At 48.5% G+C, this 17,913-nt stretch carries 17 protein-coding genes; 16 read left to right on the plus strand and 1 reads right to left on the minus strand.

Annotated features, from left to right (window positions below):
- Positions 1-46 precede the first annotated feature (46 nt).
- The 12 genes from J2X75_RS23455 to J2X75_RS23510 all read left to right on the plus strand — a co-directional run bounded on the left by J2X75_RS23455 (position 47) and on the right by J2X75_RS23510 (position 12,737).
- A complete protein-coding gene (locus tag J2X75_RS23455) occupies positions 47-991 on the plus strand; it encodes a MerR family transcriptional regulator (RefSeq protein WP_310340628.1) in 945 nt (314 codons plus the stop codon).
- Positions 992-1,256: 265 nt separating this feature from the next.
- Positions 1,257-2,807: a phytoene desaturase family protein gene (locus J2X75_RS23460; RefSeq protein ID WP_310340631.1), complete on the plus strand. Its 1,551-nt coding sequence runs from the start codon at positions 1,257-1,259 to the stop codon at positions 2,805-2,807.
- Positions 2,804-4,267 (plus strand): phytoene desaturase family protein, encoded by a 1,464-nt coding sequence (locus tag J2X75_RS23465; RefSeq protein WP_310340634.1) that lies wholly within the window; start codon positions 2,804-2,806, stop codon positions 4,265-4,267. The genes J2X75_RS23460 and J2X75_RS23465 overlap by 4 nt, the downstream gene beginning before the upstream one ends.
- Positions 4,264-5,136 carry a phytoene/squalene synthase family protein gene (locus tag J2X75_RS23470; RefSeq protein WP_310340636.1) on the plus strand — a complete coding sequence of 291 codons (873 nt, stop codon included), beginning with the start codon at positions 4,264-4,266 and terminating at the stop codon, positions 5,134-5,136. Before J2X75_RS23465 ends, J2X75_RS23470 begins: the two co-directional genes overlap by 4 nt.
- Positions 5,136-5,903 (plus strand): carotenoid biosynthesis protein, encoded by a 768-nt coding sequence (locus tag J2X75_RS23475; RefSeq protein ID WP_310340638.1) that lies wholly within the window; start codon positions 5,136-5,138, stop codon positions 5,901-5,903. Before J2X75_RS23470 ends, J2X75_RS23475 begins: the two co-directional genes overlap by 1 nt.
- Positions 5,872-6,633: a lysophospholipid acyltransferase family protein gene (locus J2X75_RS23480; RefSeq protein ID WP_310340641.1), complete on the plus strand. Its 762-nt coding sequence runs from the start codon at positions 5,872-5,874 to the stop codon at positions 6,631-6,633. The genes J2X75_RS23475 and J2X75_RS23480 overlap by 32 nt, the downstream gene beginning before the upstream one ends.
- 1 nt (position 6,634) lies before the next feature.
- On the plus strand, positions 6,635-7,783 hold the full coding sequence (locus J2X75_RS23485; protein ID WP_310340643.1) for a glycosyltransferase family 2 protein: 1,149 nt from the start codon (positions 6,635-6,637) through the stop codon (positions 7,781-7,783).
- The gene (locus J2X75_RS23490; protein ID WP_310340646.1) at positions 7,780-9,261 is read left to right on the plus strand and encodes a phytoene desaturase family protein; all 1,482 of its coding nucleotides are present in this window, start codon (positions 7,780-7,782) and stop codon (positions 9,259-9,261) included. Before J2X75_RS23485 ends, J2X75_RS23490 begins: the two co-directional genes overlap by 4 nt.
- Positions 9,262-9,587: 326 nt before the next feature.
- Positions 9,588-10,664, plus strand: coding sequence for a type 2 isopentenyl-diphosphate Delta-isomerase (gene fni / locus J2X75_RS23495; RefSeq protein ID WP_310340649.1), 1,077 nt, complete (start codon positions 9,588-9,590; stop codon positions 10,662-10,664).
- A 265-nt stretch (positions 10,665-10,929) separates the two neighbouring features.
- Positions 10,930-12,273, plus strand: coding sequence for a transcriptional regulator (locus J2X75_RS23500; RefSeq protein WP_310340651.1), 1,344 nt, complete (start codon positions 10,930-10,932; stop codon positions 12,271-12,273).
- Positions 12,274-12,279: 6 nt separating this feature from the next.
- Entirely contained in the window at positions 12,280-12,417 is a 138-nt protein-coding gene (locus J2X75_RS23505; RefSeq protein WP_307415876.1) for a hypothetical protein, read from the plus strand.
- Positions 12,418-12,566: 149 nt separating this feature from the next.
- Positions 12,567-12,737: an aspartyl-phosphate phosphatase Spo0E family protein gene (locus J2X75_RS23510; protein ID WP_310340656.1), complete on the plus strand. Its 171-nt coding sequence runs from the start codon at positions 12,567-12,569 to the stop codon at positions 12,735-12,737.
- An 82-nt stretch (positions 12,738-12,819) separates the two neighbouring features.
- Here the strand turns inward: J2X75_RS23510 and J2X75_RS23515 are convergent, their stop codons facing one another.
- Positions 12,820-13,254, minus strand: a complete 435-nt coding sequence (locus J2X75_RS23515; protein ID WP_310340658.1) for a hypothetical protein — start codon at positions 13,252-13,254, stop codon at positions 12,820-12,822.
- A gap of 215 nt (positions 13,255-13,469) precedes the next feature.
- On the opposite strand from J2X75_RS23515, the gene J2X75_RS23520 reads away from it, so the two are divergent.
- The 4 genes from J2X75_RS23520 (at position 13,470) to prmC (ending at position 17,904) form a co-directional block, all read left to right on the plus strand.
- Positions 13,470-13,940 (plus strand): GNAT family N-acetyltransferase, encoded by a 471-nt coding sequence (locus tag J2X75_RS23520; RefSeq protein ID WP_310340661.1) that lies wholly within the window; start codon positions 13,470-13,472, stop codon positions 13,938-13,940.
- A gap of 192 nt (positions 13,941-14,132) precedes the next feature.
- Positions 14,133-15,233 carry a redox-regulated ATPase YchF gene (ychF, locus tag J2X75_RS23525; protein ID WP_124116543.1) on the plus strand — a complete coding sequence of 367 codons (1,101 nt, stop codon included), beginning with the start codon at positions 14,133-14,135 and terminating at the stop codon, positions 15,231-15,233.
- A 694-nt stretch (positions 15,234-15,927) separates the two neighbouring features.
- Positions 15,928-16,995: a peptide chain release factor 1 gene (gene prfA / locus J2X75_RS23530; RefSeq protein ID WP_017691918.1), complete on the plus strand. Its 1,068-nt coding sequence runs from the start codon at positions 15,928-15,930 to the stop codon at positions 16,993-16,995.
- Positions 16,996-17,019: 24 nt separating this feature from the next.
- On the plus strand, positions 17,020-17,904 hold the full coding sequence (gene prmC / locus J2X75_RS23535; protein ID WP_124116885.1) for a peptide chain release factor N(5)-glutamine methyltransferase: 885 nt from the start codon (positions 17,020-17,022) through the stop codon (positions 17,902-17,904).
- Positions 17,905-17,913 lie beyond the last annotated feature (9 nt).

A 17,913-nucleotide genomic window follows, 5' to 3' on the forward strand; every position in this document is an offset into this window, starting at 1 on the left:
ATAACCTTTGAAATCTGGACATTTAGGAAAGAAAGTGGGTAATAAGGTGTATTCCATCAAACAAGTCGCTGCCATGCTCGGTATCCCGACGGTGACGCTTCGGGCTTGGGAGAATCGGTATAGTGCGGTCACCCCTGAGCGGACGGAATCGGGTTATCGAATGTATACCGAAGAGAATGTTGCGGATCTGCGCTGGTTGAAAGAACAGGTTGAGCTACATCAGACCAATATTTCGGAAGCGGTAAGGATGTTGAAAGTAAACAAATTAAATCCGCCCGAGGTTGTGCCCACGCCGATCATGGCTCCGGTGCCTACGATGGAAGAAGCCTACGCACGCATGGCAGATCAGATCTATGACTCGCTCTACAACTTTCAGGGTGAACGTGCCAATGGTTTGATTGATTTTGGGTTCACCATGTATGGGTATGACTCGATGTTCTATCATGTGTTGGTGCCCATTCTGGTTCGGGTTGGAGATGCATGGGAGCAAGGCAGGGCTTCGGTAGCGCAGGAACACTTTATGACACAGCTGATTTCACAGCGGTTTTATCAGTTTTTCCATCTGTTCCCGATCTATCCGCATCTGCCCAAAGTTCTGGCGTTGTGTCCGGAAGGGGAGCACCATCAGGTTGGATTGCTGCTGTTCTCTCTCTTTATGCGTAAAAATGGAGCGGAAGTACTATATCTCGGTGCGAACACGCCAGAGGAAGGTGTCTTCCCGATTATTCGGGAGCAAAAGATCAAGTTGGTCTGCCTTTCGATCACAAGTCCGGGGCTTCTTGAACGGTGTGATCAGCTTATAGAGCGAATCAAAAACGAGTTTCCGCATATTCGCTTCGTACTTGGTGGAAAGGGCTATGAGCGTGCAGAACATGCTCGTTACCCGCAATGGATTATGCCAGAGGATTCAGCGAATTGGCAGTCATGGATAGAACGTGAGTATCTCGCAAATCGACCACCTGGTGCGAGGTTTGGACAGGCAAATAACTAAACATATCTTATCATTCAATGAATAGCTCAGTGAATACAGGACATCCTTTGACGAAGTGATCAAGGGATGTTTTTTTGCGTTTATAATTGGAGTATCCTTGTATTTTGACCGGTGGGTCATTTTTTGGTTTACAAGGTCGTATAATATTTGTATTATATTTGTATAATGTTTTTGCTAGTTACCGCTTAAAGTGTTCTTGGGCGGTTTAATAATAGGTTAGGGGCTAGAGAACTATAGGAATTCCCTACATAGAAAGGTGAGTGGCATGATACCGAATCAACAACGCAAACGTGCAGCTGTTATTGGCGCAGGTCCGGGTGGACTTGCAGCAGCGATGTTATTGTCCGGTCAGGGGTACGAGGTAGATGTGTATGAGAAACAGCCAGTCATCGGGGGGCGTTCTGCCAGATTGGAACTGGGTGAATATCGATTCGACCGGGGTGCTACATTTTTGATGATGCCCCAGCTGATTGAAGAGATGTTCGACGTGGTGGGACGTAAATTATCCGATTATGTGCATATGAAAGAACTAACCCCACTGTACGCACTGAACTTTGGTGATAAGGTGTTCACGCCTTCTCGTAATCGGGAAGATACAGCTGCACAGATTAAGGAATTGTTTCCGGGCAATGAAGACAATTACCTTCGGTTCATGCAAGAAGAGGAAGTGAAGTTTGGCAAAGTCATGCCTTTGCTCCGTCGTCCTTTTGGCAAGCTGACTGACTATTTGCGCAAGGATGCGGTAACAGCTCTACCCAAGCTTGATGTCCACAATACAGTCTATGGAATCTTGTCCCGCTATTTTACAGATGAGCGTCTACGCTGGGCATTTACATTCCAATCCAAATATCTTGGCATGTCTGCCTGGGATTGTCCGGGTACCTTTACCATATTATCGTTTATTGAGCATCACTACGGATTGTTCCACCCCATTGGCGGCGTGAATCGGATCTTCCAAGCCATGGCTGATGTCGTGGAAGAATACGGAGGACGAATACATACTTCCACCCCAGTGAAACAGGTCATCGTTCGCAATGGTCGTGCAGAAGGTGTGTTGCTTGAGAACGGTGAACGCATCGATGCGGACCATGTGGTGGTGAACGCCGACTTCGCACATGCGGTGAATCATCTTTTCGAACCAGGCGTGCTTAAGAAATATACCCCGGAGAAAATGAAACGCAAAAAGTACTCCTGCTCTACAGCGATGCTGTATCTGGGAGTGGATGGTGAAGTGGACCTGCCACACCACTCGATCTATTTTCCCGAGGACTACCGGTTGAACGTTGATGAGATTACAAAGCACAAAATGTTATCAGCCGATCCATCTATATATATTCATAACCCTTCCAGACTTGATTCGACGCTGGCACCGGAAGGGAAATCTGCTTTATATGTTCTTATGCCTACGCCTAACCTTACCGCAGACATTGATTGGGAGGCAGAACGGGAGAATGTGCAAGAGGCCATGCTGAAACGCATGGAAGGCATTCCTGAGCTGGCAGACATACGCAGCCGTATTGAAGAATGTATGCTGTTCACTCCACTTGATTGGGAGAATGAACTGGATGTGTATCGCGGAGCAACGTTTAATATGGCACATAATTTGGGTCAGATGATGTATCTGCGTCCCCATAACCAGTTTGAAGAGTTGAAAAGTGTATGGCTGGTAGGCGGCGGAACACATCCGGGCAGCGGATTGCCCACGATCTTTGAATCGGCTCGAATCAGCGTGAGGCTGATCCAGGAAGAGGACGCTCGCACGCGCTTGAAACCATCCTCTTATGTGAAGACGGCAGAAGCCGGAGGGCATTCATGAAGCGGGCCGCCATTGTAGGGGCAGGAATTGGCGGACTTACTTCTGCGTTGTTGTTGAACCGTCAGGGATGGGATGTCACCGTGTATGAACGGGGTTCCCGCGTTGGCGGACGCATTGGATATGAGCAGGAAGGAGAGTACCGGATCGATCAGGGGCCGACCATCGTGCTTCTGCCGGAGATGTTACTTGGCATACTGGAGGAAGCAGGCGTAGATCGTTCGAAGATTGAGTTACTTCGCTGTGATCCGTTATACAGAGTGCACTATCACAGTGGTCGTGTCATGACCAAGATGACGTCACGTGAGGAGCAGACGGCTGAGATTGAACGTTTGTTCCCGGGAGAGAGCCGGGGATTCACACGATTCATGAAAGACATGGACACGTTGTTTCCGGCAGGCCGGGCAGCGTTTCTGGAACGGGCTTTTCCGCGCAAAAGGGATTTCTTTACGCCTTCTCTTATGTCACTCATGGGCAGATTGCGTGCACACAAAAGTGTCCGGAAAGCGGTAGGTGATTATTTTCAGCACGAGGAATTACTCGACGCATACTCGCTACAAAGTCTATACATCGGTGGATCACCGTTTGGAACGCCAGGCATCTACTCCCTGCTCCCCTATGCAGAGCATGAATATGGGATCTGGATGGTCAAAGGTGGATATGCAGCTTTGCCGGCCATTCTGGAACAGGAACTGATCTCACGTGGTGGACGTGTTGTGCTGAATGCGGAAGTTACAGGCCTCACGATTGAAAATGGTATTTGTAAAGGTATAGAAACGGCAGCAGGCGCAGAACATGTGGATGCAGTTATCTTTAATGGTGATTTTCCCCATCTCTCGGGATTGCTTGGTCAGTTGCCTAAGGCTCCGCGGAAAAGAAAACCGTATCGCCCATCTTCCGGATGTGTATTGCTCTACGTTGGCGTGGACAAAACCTGGGAAGATACAACGACGCACCAGTTCTTCCTGCCACCGAGTCTTGAAGGCAGCTTACAGGAAGTGTTCAATCAGCGACGCATTCCGGCAAAGTCCTCATTTTACGTATTTAATCCGGTCGCATTGGATGAATCTGCAGCGCCTCACGGACAGAGTGTATTGTATTTCCTCATTCCCGTGCCTGATGCCGAAGGTGTCGACTGGGATCAGGAGAGTGAAGCATTGGCAGAACGGGTACTGGAAGAAGCGGAGCAACGTGGATTCCCGGGACTTCGTGCAGCGATCAAGTGGAAAAAGGTACGTACACCCGCTGACGCAGAGCGAGACGGTCTCTATGGGGGCGGAAGCTTCGGTATAGCACCTGTATTGTTCCAGTCCGGTGTATACCGACCGCAACCCAAACCATTCCCTAATATAAAGGGATTATATGCCGCAGGAGCATCAGTACATCCAGGTGGCGGAGTGCCGATTGTAATGCAGAGTGCACGTATGGCAGTCAATCAACTCATGAAGGAGATGGGAACATGAATGAAGCGATTTTGAGCAGGTGTGAAGAGTTGATGCAAAAGGGTTCTTCCTCTTTTTATCAGGCCTTTAGAGGGCTGCCAAGTCCACGTCGGGAAGCGGTATATGTCATTTATGCCTTCTGCCGCATGATTGATGACAGTGTAGACGAGCCGGAATATTCGCCATATACGATTCACGAGATCCATGATTTGTTTGATCAGTTGGATGACGCGGAAGGACACTTTATCTGGCCAGCACTGAGATGGTTGTTCAGCAGTTTTCCTCATCTGGATAAGGGCCCATTTTTCCGTCAGATGGAAGGGCAGCTCACAGATCTTAAAGTAACGCATTATGCAACGATGCAGGAACTGGAGCATTATTGTTATCTGGTGGCCGGGACCGTAGGCGAGATGTTGTTGCCTGTATTGCGGGATGATAACGGCGCAGAAGTAGCCGTGAACGGGATTGCTTTGGGTAAAGGGATGCAGATCGTTAATATTATTCGGGATGTTGGTGAAGATCGGGCCAGAGTGCGCCGGTATGTTCCGCTGGAGATCATGGAGAAGCATGGTTACACCGAGCAGGACTTTGAAGACGGAATCGTGGACGAACGTTTTATTGCCATTGTTCATGAATTAAAAGCTGCAGCATTGAACTGGCTCCGTATTGGCATGGATCGTCTGGATACGTACCCAACGGAAAGTGCGTTTTCCATAGAGCTGGCAGCAGCCTTTTACTCCACCATTCTACACGCGGTTGAACGCAACGATTATGACGTATATACCAAACGGGCATATGTTAGCGAGGAATTGAAACTGGAGATGCTGGGTGCGATTGTGAAACGTTACCCGATGCTGGCCTATCATGCCTCCCGAACGGCGGTATCCTGATGATCCAGTGGCTTTACTGGGCGTGGTATGTCATTGGAGCAACCTTGATGTTAACGATCGGTGTGCCTGACGTATTGTCTTTTTCAAATGGTTTATTTCTAATCTTCTACGCATTGTATGTGCTGGATCTAATCTATCAAGGGCGTAATCGGACAGGCCTGTCCGACCAGTCAGTCATCTGGCTGAAACCCGGACTTTGGATATCCTCTGTGATCATCTGGCTTGGAGGTATGGGGGTAGAGTGGGTAGGAGTGCATACGCATTGGCCCTTTGGTGAGTATGCTTACTCAGATTTCTTCGGGATTCATCTGTTCAGTGTGCCAGTTACGCTGGGGTTTGCCTGGATCGCAGTGGTTGGTAACTCGGCGCTGTTAAGTGGCGGGGGTTCAACCTGGCCTGGCAAATTGCTTCGAGCAGTGAAGACCGGGTTCTGGGCGATTGTTCTTGATCTGGTACTCGACCCTGTTGCGCATGCAAGAGGATTCTGGGAGTGGCAAGCTCCAGGTGGATTCTACGGTGTTCCGTGGACCAATTACATAAGCTGGTTTATCATGGGTGCATTCCTCTCTCTCTTCCTTCCGGCCATGCCTAATGACCGTAGCTCTTTGCTGCGTGCAAAATGGCTGTATCAGCTGTTTATTCTTCTGTTCGGCCTGCTTGCCCTAAAGGAAGGAATTACGGGCAGCTTTATCATCGCCATTGCTGGTGTGCTTCTTGCCGAAGGGAGCTGGCTCTATGATTCGCGCCGTAAAATCAAAACCGTTTAATCATATTTTTGCCTTATACAATCATTATTATCTGCTGCGTCGGCGCTTCCGCTCCTTCACGCTCACAGGGTCACTGGACCCGCAGGTGGACATCAGGGACAACTCCCCGATTGATCCGACTCGTCCGGTGATCTACTTCATGAACCACAGTTCCTGGTGGGATGGTCTGCTGCTCTATCATGCGGCCAGGCAGACATCGCGGGGTGATCATTATGTGATGATGGAGGAGCAACAGCTTCAGCAATATGCTTTTTTTCGTAAATTGGGTGCGTATTCGATCAATAAGGAGAGTGCGTCCGGTATTCGGACCTCTCTACAGTACACCGGTGAACTGCTGGATTCGGGTAAAAGGGTCTGGGTTTTTCCACAAGGAGAAATTCTGCATCAGGAGGCCAGACCGATTCAGTTCCGTCGAGGCATCGGTTTGTTGCTTCGTCGTTCTCCGAATGCCATCGCCGTACCGGTAACCTTGTGCCATGGGATGGTCCAGCATGATTTACCCGAAATATCGATGCAGGCGGGTCCGCCTGTGATGGAAGACTGGAAGACGCTCAAGAGTGAAGAGATTGCCGCCAGACTCGGCGATGTGCTGGAACAGCAGTTAGACGATCATAGATCAGAGCTTGTACGGTTGGGACAGGGAAGTTTGCCAGATGCGCTTCCGCTGATTCGTCATGTACGTTCGACAAGTGAAAAATACGATGGCACGCGAAAGCGGGTGAACCGTTAGCATGAATGCATCTGAAATCTTCTGGATTGTGCTTACCTGCATATTGGGCATACAGTTGCTGTTCGCTCTATGGAATGTCTCCTGTCTGCCCAAAGTGCGTTCATTCCGAGCAGACCGAATACAACCACCAGACCTGCTGGTCTCGGTGCTGATTCCAGCCAGAAATGAAAGACTACATATCGAAGGATGTCTGGAAAGTGTGCTCGCGAGTGATACATCAGGATTCCGGATGGAAGTATTGGTGCTGGATGATCGCTCTGAAGATGAGACAGCGGCCATGGTACAGGCAATTGCAGATCGCGATGCACGTGTGCGTCTGCTGCATGGCGTCGATCTTCCTGAGGGCTGGATGGGGAAATCCCATGCGTGTCACAGGCTGGTTCAGGAGGCCAAGGGAGAATGGTTTATGTTTGTGGATGCGGATGTGCGTCTGGAACCAAGTGCGATTCGACAGACTCTTGCGGCAGGGTGTGAGCAGAGTGGGGGTCTGGTAACCGGATTTCCTTATCAGGTGACAAAGACGTGGATGGAAAAACTTGTTGTACCCATGATGGTCTTCACCATCATCAGTCACCTGCCCATTTTCATGATACGCAGATCATCCAGTCCGATGTTTGTGGCCGCTACGGGGGCTTTTTTGCTGATTCACCGCTCCAGTTACGAAGCATCCGGCGGTCATGCTGCCATTCAGGCGCATCTGGTGGATGACATGAGTCTTGCCAAAGCGGTCAAGCGTGCAGGTCATCCGGTGATGCTGACAGATGTGCATGACGTAACAAATACCCGCATGTATCAGAACGGTGCAGAAGTATGGAATGGATACAAGAAAAACATGTACGAAGGTATGGGGCGTAAAGACGTACTGCTGCTTGGCACGATGTTGATGTATACACTGATGTATATTGTGCCCCCGCTGGGCTTAGTTGTTGGACTCCTTATGGGCAGTTCGATGTCCATTCTGTATGGATTGATTGGAACATTATTAGGTATGGCTGTGAAAAGAGTTGCAGATCATGCTGGCGGACAACCCTGGTGGCTTGCCCTTCTGCAACCGGTCAGCATGGCCTGTGTCATTGCCATCGGACTCGCTTCCTGGCAGGCAGGCCGCTCCGGCAAGGGGTATGTATGGAAAGGTAGGCGGTACAGTTGAGAGGTAACGTCATTATAATCGGTGCAGGATTCGGAGGTCTGTCGTGTGCGATACGACTGGCTTCACAAGGTGTGCAGGTGACCATTATGGAACGGCAGCAACACGTAGGTGGCAAGCTGCAACAGATTGAGCGGGACGGGTATCATTTTGACCGGGGACCGAGCACAATCACGATGCCATCCACCTTTCGTTCAGTCTTCGACCATGCGGGAGTAGCAATGGAAGATTACGTACAGTTATATGAGTTAGAGCCGCGCACGCGTAATATATTCGCAGATGGCACAGTGGTAGATTTGTCAGGTAATCGCGGGTGGATGAAGGAGCAGATCGCAGCGTACAGTCTGGAGGATGCGGCTCGTTATGATGCATTTATGGATGAGTCTGCTGCGCTATATGCGGAAGCCAATCGTCATTTTCTCGGTAAGTTGCTGCTGTCTCCTTCTGACAAATACAATCTCCAAATGCTGCGCAGCCTGCTCCGCGTGCGGCCAACGGTGAAGCTGGATAAGCTGTTGCGTTCGTATTTCCAGCATCCACATACGCTGGCTATGTTCGGACGGTACGCAACCTATGTGGGATCATCGCCGTATCAATCGCCTTCTATCTTTGCCATGATGGGTCATGTGGAAGCAGAAGTCGGCATCTACGGGGTCAAAGGCGGAACCTATCAACTGATCGAAGGAATGACTCGTCTGGCACGGGAAAAAGGTGTGCAGATCATTACCGGTACAGAGGTCCGGCAGATTGTTGTTCGGAATGGCAAAGTGGCAGGCGTGGATACGGATCAAGGCTTCCGGGAAGCCGATCAGGTGGTTGCCAATGGCGATGTGCTTAGCGTGAATCGACTGCTGCTCGCACCGGAACATCGGAAAGAGATGAGCGATGCCCGCATACGGAAATATGAGCCCTCCATTTCGGGATTTGTGACGCTGGCAGGTGTTCGAAGGCAATATGATGCACTGTTGCATCATACGGTTTTCTTCCCGGAACGGTATGAACCGGAGTTCGACCATATTTTCGGCGACCGTAAAATGCCAGACGATCCCACAATCTACATCTGTTATTCCGGTTATTCGGAAGCGGGCATGGCCCCGGCGGGAGCCAGTAATCTATTCATTCTGGTCAATGCCCCCTACTTGTCGGATTCATGGAATTGGGAGCAGCAGACGGAACGTTATGGAGCGTTTGTGCTTGATCAGTTGGCAGGACGGGGAATAACGGGGTTGAACCAATCCGATGTGCTGATCCGATATACGCCGCGAGATATTGAACGGGATACTTTGGCGCATCAAGGCTCGATCTACGGCATTTCATCCAACTCCGTGAAGCAGACCTTCATGCGACCGGGCAACCGAAGCAAAGATGTACAAGGACTCTGGTACGTAGGCGGAACGACACATCCCGGCGGCGGAACCCCGATTGTGACGTTGTCCGGGCAGCTTGTTGGTGAGCAGTTGGCATCGGAAATTTTGAGATAAGTTTGTTGTGCAGATGATGGAGTGAAATGTGTTCTGTTGATCCATGTTCGTGTGCATCGTCCGTGCTAACCAGCTTTGAAGGTGCGACGGACGATCAGTGTTTTTGAGTAGGCATAAGATAGCGGTGCTCCGAGATTTAAGTGAGACATTTGGTGTCGGGGCATCCTTTCAATAGATGGTTTGGAACGTTATACTGGATAGAGTTGAGTTGTAATGCTTATTTAATAAATGTTTTGTCTTTTTTACAAAAGACTTATATACATAGAAGCTAGGAACAGGCAGGTTATCCTGTCGATCCGCACGATTCTCACATAGGAGGTCTCATCATGAATGAACAAGAGCGAGCCGGCGAACGGCTGCTTCCCGAAGTGGCTACGGGAGAACGGAAGCTGGAACACGTGCGCCTCTGTCTTGAGGAGAATGTGGCAGGAGAAGGGGTAACCAGCGGTATGGAGCGGTATGCGTTTCGCCATCACCCACTGCCGGAACTGGATTTTGAAGAGGTGCATCTGGAGACTTCGTTTATTGGCAAAAAAGTACGTACACCCTTGCTCATCAGTTCGATGACGGGTGGAAGCAAAACAACGGGCGCCATCAATGAGCGCCTCGCCCGAGTAGCGAACGCCAGAGGCTGGGCGCTCGGCGTAGGTTCGATCCGGGCTGCCGTGGAACAGCCGGAACTCGCGAGTACCTTCGATGTCCGTCGCTGGGCACCGGACATCCCGGTCATAGCCAACCTGGGCGCGGTGCAGCTGAATTATGGGTTCACCACGGCCGACTTCCAGCGTGCCGTAGATATTGCAGGAGCGGACATGCTCGTGCTTCATCTGAACACGTTGCAGGAAGTTTTTCAGCCGGAAGGTAATACCAACTTCAGCGGATTATTTCAGCGGATTGAGAACTTGTGTCGTGAGTTAGACGTGCCTGTTGGCGTAAAAGAAGTAGGTTTTGGGATTGATGGCGTGACGGCTCAACGCCTATATGAAGCGGGTGTCGCGTTTATTGATGTAGCCGGGGCAGGTGGTACAAGCTGGGTACAGGTGGAGAAGTACCGCAACAATAACCCGGTACGCCGGGCAGCAGCTGAAGCTTTTGCCGACTGGGGTATTCCAACAGCGGAGTGTATTCAGGAAGTACGAGGGCTGAATCCAGCGGGGGCCCTGATTGGCAGCGGTGGACTGCACACTGGCGTGGATGCGGCCAAAGCCCTCGCGCTCGGCGCGGATCTCGCCGGCTTCGGTCGATCTCTGCTCGAATCCGCAGTAGCTTCCGATGATGCGCTGAATGAGCGGTTGGAACAGGTTGAATTCGAGCTGCGTACCGTGATGTTTGGCATTGGCTCAGGGCGGATTGAGGATTTGAAACAGACGGAGCGGCTGGTTGAACGGCGTTTAACTTTGTAAAAGGACATGCTGCAGCATCGATTAATGCATAAGGAGTAAGAATTAAGAATTTCTTTGATTGCGATGTCTCAGAGATGCTTCTAATCAGCAAATAATAAGCTAACTAGCCGAGCGTAATATCGTTCGGCTTTTTTAATATGACAATAGATATGTTGAATTTAAATAAAAGTAAATTATTTACAAGTAAAATATTGATATTAAATTCAAAAATATAGTATTATTTTATTGACCATTGCTTAATTTCGCTTGGAAAGGTGGTGTACCTTTGAACTCAGTAGCCACAATACGTGATCATTTAGCAGACTACTTAAAAACTAACCATATGACACTCAATCAATTCTCTGAGGTGTCGGGAATTAACTCAGGGACGTTGAGTGGTACGCTGAACGGGCTGCGTCCCATAGGCATGCAGCAGTTGGATCGACTAACTGCCGGGATGGGTTTAACAGAGGGTTACTTCTATGAATTATACATAAATGAGTGTTTTGTACATACAAGCCCGGATTGGCGAAGACTTGGGCCTTTTTTATACCGTTGTGCCGAACTCGGTAAGGTCGATTATATGGAAGAAGCCGTTAATCTAATTATGGATAATCTTTCCTATGCACCGCTTTTGTTCGAGTTGGCTGAACAGTTATATCGTGAAGGGAAGTTTGAAGCGGCCAAGCCCTTGTACCTTTGTGTAGCCGAGGGGGAGAAAATGCAACATTCTGAACGGTTGGCTCTAAGTCAGTATCGTTTGTTCACAATCGGGCTTTCCAAGGATCAGTTGAGCAATCTTACACTTGCTACGCAGTTTGAGTTTTTTGTAGATCGGCTTGATGAGCACTACCAGCTGGATGGATTGAACGATTTGATTAATGTGTATGCTTCGTTACGCCGATGGGATAAGGTGAAGAATCTTGCTGACAAGTTAAAATTAAAAGCAATGATCCATTATGAATTAGGGGGAGCATCTGAAGAGCCCGAGGCTAAACCCAAAAAGCAGATTGTTTTTTACGTTTTGTACGCATATTTAGCGCTTGGAGAAGCTTGTTTCTATTATGAAGAATATGAAAAGGCACTTCAATATGTCTCTTTGTACACCGATTATAGCTGGGTAAATAATCCGAGCGAAGAGGAAACTGTTGTTATTCGTCAGTTCGAGGAATGGGCAGAAGGCAACCGTTATCTATATGAATTAATGTCAGGTAAAACAGAGGTTATCCCAAGTTATATGAACTACATCTCGGAGAGAGAGAACGAAATCTTCCCTGCTTTATGTGCAATTGTGAATGCAGCAAATCGGTTTGATATTAACATTGATTCAGTTCTTGAAGTATATGACGCGTATTTCATGTACCAAGAACAGAGTAGCCGTATTGGAAAAATCAGCGAGCAATATACGAATGATCAATATGGTACTTTGCTTGTGGGCCTAGGTACATACTATTTAAAACATCAAGATTATAACAGAGGATTTGAGTTGATTCTTAACGGTTTGGATTTTGTAATTAAAATTAAGAATAAAGATAGTGTTCTAGAGTGTATAAAAATATTTGAAGAATTTCGGTATTTTGCAGTTGAAGAAGCTAAACTACGATATAAAAAAATGATTCGGGAGGTTTGATGACGAATGAAGATGAAATTGGCAGTATTAATAGTTACATGCAGTATCGCAGTAGGCGTAGTTGTTCCTATAACTCAACCCATCCCCGTTGAAAAAGACCGTCCAGTAATCATGACAACTAATGGCCATGGCATGGGAAGTTAATACCAGCGTTTCTGAATTTAATATGAGCTGCTCCCTCAAGTAGAATGGTGAATTTTCTACTTTGAAGGGAGCTTTTTCGTGTTGGAGTTCGCCTGATTTCCTACTAATTAGCAGAATGGACTAGAATGTTACAACAGGGAGGGGTGAATATGGATTGTGTTGAGCTCAAGTTGCAGATCGAAGCAGCGAGACAAAAGCTCTATCAACTCAAGATGGACTATGGAGATCTGCTTCATCCTCATGTTATACAGCAATCTATGGTCCTGGATGATCTAATTAATCTATACAATCAGGTTAAAATAAAAAAGCCGATTGAATAATTCAATCGACTTTGGGCGAGAAACTTTGGCGGGTCGCTCGCCCCTATATTTTAACATAATTCCACAGAGCGAAGTATCGTTATTACATACATTCATCTTTCACGGTGACATTCTCATTGGTTACAGTAACGTAGGAATTGCCGGACAAGTATTCCGTATAACCGCAAACCGTTTTGTTATAGGTTTTTCCGCGACTGTCCGTGAACGCCAAGGATACGACCCCCTCCCCGGAAAGTTTCAGCTGCGGGGCGAATTTCACGTTTGCTCCGCTGGGAATATCCTTATCGAATACGTAAGTGGAGCCACTCTCATTGTTGTTTAACGAGTTGTCACCTTGGACTAGGCTAGCCTGAATATTGGTGAGGTCATAGTCGGACTGATTGTGGATCGTGATCCTTAAGTGGCGAAAGGGATCCATTGCATTCAGAAAGCTCATAAAAGCGACGATGGCGATTCCGAGTATGATAGCGGATAAGATAATAATTTTCTTTTTGGAGAATCGGCGACGTGTGTTCAATATGATCTACTCCTTTCCTTCATGAGGTATAAACGATGGGAAGAGATCAAAAGTTATAGATAAAATGGATACATATGAAAATTGAAGTTCAAATCGTCAGAATTACTTCATGCGCCAAGCGGGAGAACAGGATACAATAAGATACTAGCAGTGCAAAAAGGACTGCACAGGGATACTACATAATGTTGTTCACTCGAAATAAGGAGGGGAATAAATTGAAACTTTCTCCAATGAATCAGGAAGATTATGCGAGTTTTCGCATTCGATCGATTAAGGATTTTGCACAGGAAAAAGTAGAAGCGGGCACTTGGGCGGAGGAAGAGGCGCAGCAACTGGCGGAGGAATCTTATGAACGTTATCTGCCTGAGGGCTTGAACACGCCTGGAGCGTATCTCTACAATCTGGTGCACCCTGTAGACGGTAATGTGGGGTATATCTGGTTTAATATTACGGATAATCGTCGTGGCAAAGATGCATTTTTACTAGACATTGTGGTTGAAGAAGCACACCGCGGTAAAGGGTATGGAACAGAGACGATGGAGGCGCTTGAACAGACGGCCTTGAGTCTTGGCGTGGATCGCATTGGCCTGCATGTGTTTGGTCATAATGTGCGGGCGAGCAGCCTGTATCGCAAGATGGGATATGAGGTAACGGATCTGACGATGTACAAGGAAATCAAAGGGTAAACCTAATAGAGGATATTCTAGGCAAAACTTAAGATCTGCGCAAAACGAATTATCCGCAGTAACCGGGGATTTCGGGAAGCGTATGGGACTCTGGTCGAATTGGCGAAGTTCCTTGATGCCTTGAGGTTTGTCATATATAATGTATAGGATTATCCATACCGAACAAGTAATCAATGAGGAGTTGTCATATACATGGCTTTGAAAGCAGGAATTGTAGGGCTTCCGAACGTCGGAAAATCTACGTTGTTTAACGCAATTACACAAGCAGGTGCCGAATCGGCAAACTATCCGTTCTGTACGATTGACCCTAACGTGGGGATCGTTGAAGTACCCGATGAGCGTTTGGACAAATTGACAGAACTCGTTGTGCCTAAGAAAACAGTACCAACGGCGTTTGAATTTGTAGATATCGCAGGTCTTGTTCGCGGTGCGAGCAAAGGCGAAGGTCTGGGTAACAAGTTCCTTGCCCACATTCGTGAAGTAGATGCGATTGTACACGTGGTACGTTGCTTTGTAGATGAGAACATTACACACGTCGATGGCAAAATTGACCCGGTAAGCGACATCCAGACAATCAATCTGGAGCTGATCCTGGCCGATATCGAGAGTGTTGAGAAGAAAATCGATCGCTCCAAGAAAAACATGAAGGGCGGCAACAAGTCCGCCTCTCAAGAAGTAGAAGTGCTGGAGAAAGTGAAAGCTGTTCTGTACGATGACAAGCCGGCACGCAGCATGGAACTTACAGATGACGAGCTTCTAATCATCCGTGATCTGCACTTGCTCACTCTAAAGCCTGTTTTGTACGCAGCCAATGTAGCTGAGGATGAAATTGGTGATGTGGCGAACAATGCTTACGTGCAAAAAGTAAGAGAATTCGCAGCTGCTGAAAACGCAGAAGTAGTGCCAATCAGCGCGAAGGTTGAAGAAGAAATTTCTGAGCTGGAAGGCGAAGATAAACAAATGTTCCTGGAAGAACTCGGTATCGAGGATTCCGGTCTGAACCTGTTGATCAAAGCGGCTTACAAATTGCTCGGTCTGTACACATACTTCACAGCAGGTGTACAGGAAGTTCGTGCTTGGACAATCCGTAAAGGTACAAAAGCGCCTGGCGCAGCGGGTGTCATTCACACCGACTTCGAGCGCGGATTCATCCGTGCAGAGGTGGTTTCCTACGACGATCTGGTTGCAGCGGGTTCCATGAACGGTGCCAAAGAGCGCGGACAACTTCGTCTTGAAGGTAAAGAGTACGTTGTAAATGACGGCGACGTTATGCACTTCCGTTTCAACGTATAGGTTGTTACACGTTTATATGTAGACTAATAACATGACCCTGCGACTTTCTCGTGAAGTTCGTGGGGTCTTTGACTTAGAGTTTTGCAGTGGGGTTAATAGCCTTATATGCAGTGCGTGGAAAGTAGCGCGGAACAAGAAAAACCACCGGGATTAGGTTGGTCGACTTGCAATCCGGTGGTTTTTCATTCGTTTGATTGAAATTCGCCGTGGTCGCCCACCGGCCTTGTTAGAGAAGTCACGATGTTAGCGCATCGTGGCTTTTGTTTATTTTATATTGTATTACACCACAGTAGGAACATTTCGGAACAATATCGAACAACAATTTCATTTTGTATTTTGCAATACAAAAATTAGTTCATCCGTCTGCGGAACAGTTACTATTCAGAACCATAAGAATATGCTATAATTAAGAGTCGTATACCACGTTAAATTCGCACTTGAACAGATGAGCTGAAGCGGATTTCATACAGGGTACACGATTTCTTGATATCACTTTAAAAGTAAAGGATTTGATGACGTTGTAGCGATGTTATACGTCGATCATACATGAATGTGAATACATGCTGCGGTCAGGGGATTCATTGAGAATCCTGTGCGTTGTGAAATATAGATTATAGATGTAATTAATGTTGAATTGAAATAATTATTGAAAATGTGATGTGCTTGGACAAAATAATGCGTGAGGTGACTATACATGTTGGATAAATTACAGGCGTTAGCCGACCGTTATGACAAGTTGAGCGAGCTTTTGTGTGACCCGGATGTGGCAAGTGACAACAAAAAGTTGCGGGAATACTCCAAAGAACAATCCGATCTGCAACCGACTTATGAAGCGTACAATGAATATAAACAGGTAAGTCAGGATCTCGAAGCTGCGAAGGAAATGCAGGGTGAGAAACTGGATGATGAGATGCGTGAAATGGTCAAAATGGAAATTGACGAACTGAGCACTCGCCAGAAGGAACTGGACGAATTGATTCGTGTACTCATGCTGCCAAAAGATCCGAATGACGACAAAAACGTTATTGTTGAGATTCGCGGAGCAGCTGGTGGAGATGAAGCAGCGTTGTTTGCAGCAGATCTATATCGAATGTACACACGTTATGCAGATGCACAAGGCTGGCGTGTAGAGCTGATGGACGTTAACACAAATGATCTCGGTGGATTCAAAGAGGTTGTTTTCCTGATCAACGGACGCGGCGCATACAGCAAAATGAAATACGAAAGCGGCGCACACCGTGTACAGCGTATTCCAACAACTGAGTCTGGCGGACGTATTCATACGTCAACTTCAACGGTTGCGGTTATGCCTGAAGCCGAAGATTTCGATATTGAAATTCATGATAAAGACATCCGTGTTGATACGTTCTGTTCCAGTGGTGCCGGTGGACAATCGGTTAATACCACAAAATCTGCAGTACGGGTAACGCACGTTCCAACGGGAATTGTGGCGACATGTCAGGATGGGAAATCACAGAACTCCAACAAGGAAAAAGCGTTGCAGGTTCTGCGTACACGTATCTTCGATATGAAACGTATGGAAGAGGAAGCGAAGATCTCTGTTGAGCGGAAAAGTAAAGTGGGAACGGGCGACCGCAGTGAGCGTATTCGTACGTACAACTTCCCGCAAAGCCGTGTGACGGATCATCGTATCGGTCTGACGATGCACAAGCTGGATCAGATCATGAACGGGGAGATTGAAGATATCTTGTCTGCACTGACGATTGCTCAGCAGACCGAGTTGATGGATAGAGGAGAATAATCTGTGACCCGCGCGCAGTTTGTCATGACGCCGGAACAGAGCTGTCGGGAAGCCTTCGTGGAGGCTTCCTCTTTTTTGGAAAAGTGCGGCGTGTACGAGCCGCAAAACAACGCCCGGCTGCTGCTGGAACATGTACTCGGCGTTTATGGCGCCGCGTATTACATGATGCAGCCGGAGCCTTTTCCCAGCGAGCATCGCAGCCGCTGGGAGGACGCCGTCACGCGCAAGGCTGCGGGTGAGCCGGCGCAATACATTATCGGCAGCCAGGAATTCTATGGGCTGCCGTTCGAGGTCACGCCGGCCGTGCTGATTCCGCGGCCGGAGACCGAGCTGTTGGTCGAGGCTGTGCTGCGCGAAGCCGACCGCGTGTTTCCTGACGGCGCTCCGCTCGCCGTCGATATCGGCACGGGCAGTGGTGCCATCGCGGTGACGATGGCTTCGCTGCGCCCGCGCTGGCAGGTTGGCGCCGGAGATCTCTCGGCGGCTGCCCTGCAAGTGGCCGCGCGGAACGCGGCCGCGAACGGGGTACAGATCGACTTCCGTGAAGGCGATCTGCTGGCCCCGTTCGCCGGGGCTCGGGTGGACATCCTGGTGTCCAACCCGCCATACATCCCGGCGGCGGATATCGCCGGGTTACAGCAAGAGGTGCGCGATCATGAGCCGCGCATGGCACTGGACGGCGGTCCGGACGGGCTTGCACCGTACCGTGTCATGCTGGAGCAGTTGGCGCTGCTGCCTGCGCCGCCGCAGATCATTGGTTTTGAGCTGGGCCAGGGGCAGGCTCGCGACATCGCAGCTCTGCTTGAATCGGCAGGACATTGGCCGGAAATCATCATTGTACCGGACCTTGCCGGAATCGAGCGGCATGTCCTGGGTGTTCGTACTTCGGAACAGGTGACGAAAATGTAAGGTTCCGCG

This window comes from Paenibacillus sp. 2003, from assembly GCF_031455635.1.
Classification (GTDB): domain Bacteria; phylum Bacillota; class Bacilli; order Paenibacillales; family Paenibacillaceae; genus Paenibacillus; species Paenibacillus amylolyticus_B.

Excerpts from the sequence above, each read along its gene's own strand:
- J2X75_RS23470 (WP_310340636.1), top strand. The coding sequence starts at position 4,264 with ATGAATGAAGCGATTTTGAGCAGGTGTGAAGAGTTGATGCAAAAGGGT.
- fni (WP_310340649.1), top strand. The coding sequence starts at position 9,588 with ATGAATGAACAAGAGCGAGCCGGCGAACGGCTGCTTCCCGAAGTGGCT.
- prfA (WP_017691918.1), top strand. The coding sequence starts at position 15,928 with ATGTTGGATAAATTACAGGCGTTAGCCGACCGTTATGACAAGTTGAGC.
- J2X75_RS23460 (WP_310340631.1), top strand. The coding sequence starts at position 1,257 with ATGATACCGAATCAACAACGCAAACGTGCAGCTGTTATTGGCGCAGGT.
- J2X75_RS23465 (WP_310340634.1), top strand. The coding sequence starts at position 2,804 with ATGAAGCGGGCCGCCATTGTAGGGGCAGGAATTGGCGGACTTACTTCT.
- J2X75_RS23480 (WP_310340641.1), top strand. The coding sequence starts at position 5,872 with ATGATTCGCGCCGTAAAATCAAAACCGTTTAATCATATTTTTGCCTTA.
- J2X75_RS23475 (WP_310340638.1), top strand. The coding sequence starts at position 5,136 with ATGATCCAGTGGCTTTACTGGGCGTGGTATGTCATTGGAGCAACCTTG.
- prmC (WP_124116885.1), top strand. The coding sequence starts at position 17,020 with ATGACGCCGGAACAGAGCTGTCGGGAAGCCTTCGTGGAGGCTTCCTCT.
- ychF (WP_124116543.1), top strand. The coding sequence starts at position 14,133 with ATGGCTTTGAAAGCAGGAATTGTAGGGCTTCCGAACGTCGGAAAATCT.
- J2X75_RS23485 (WP_310340643.1), top strand. The coding sequence starts at position 6,635 with ATGAATGCATCTGAAATCTTCTGGATTGTGCTTACCTGCATATTGGGC.
- J2X75_RS23510 (WP_310340656.1), top strand. The coding sequence starts at position 12,567 with ATGGATTGTGTTGAGCTCAAGTTGCAGATCGAAGCAGCGAGACAAAAG.
- J2X75_RS23505 (WP_307415876.1), top strand. The coding sequence starts at position 12,280 with ATGAAGATGAAATTGGCAGTATTAATAGTTACATGCAGTATCGCAGTA.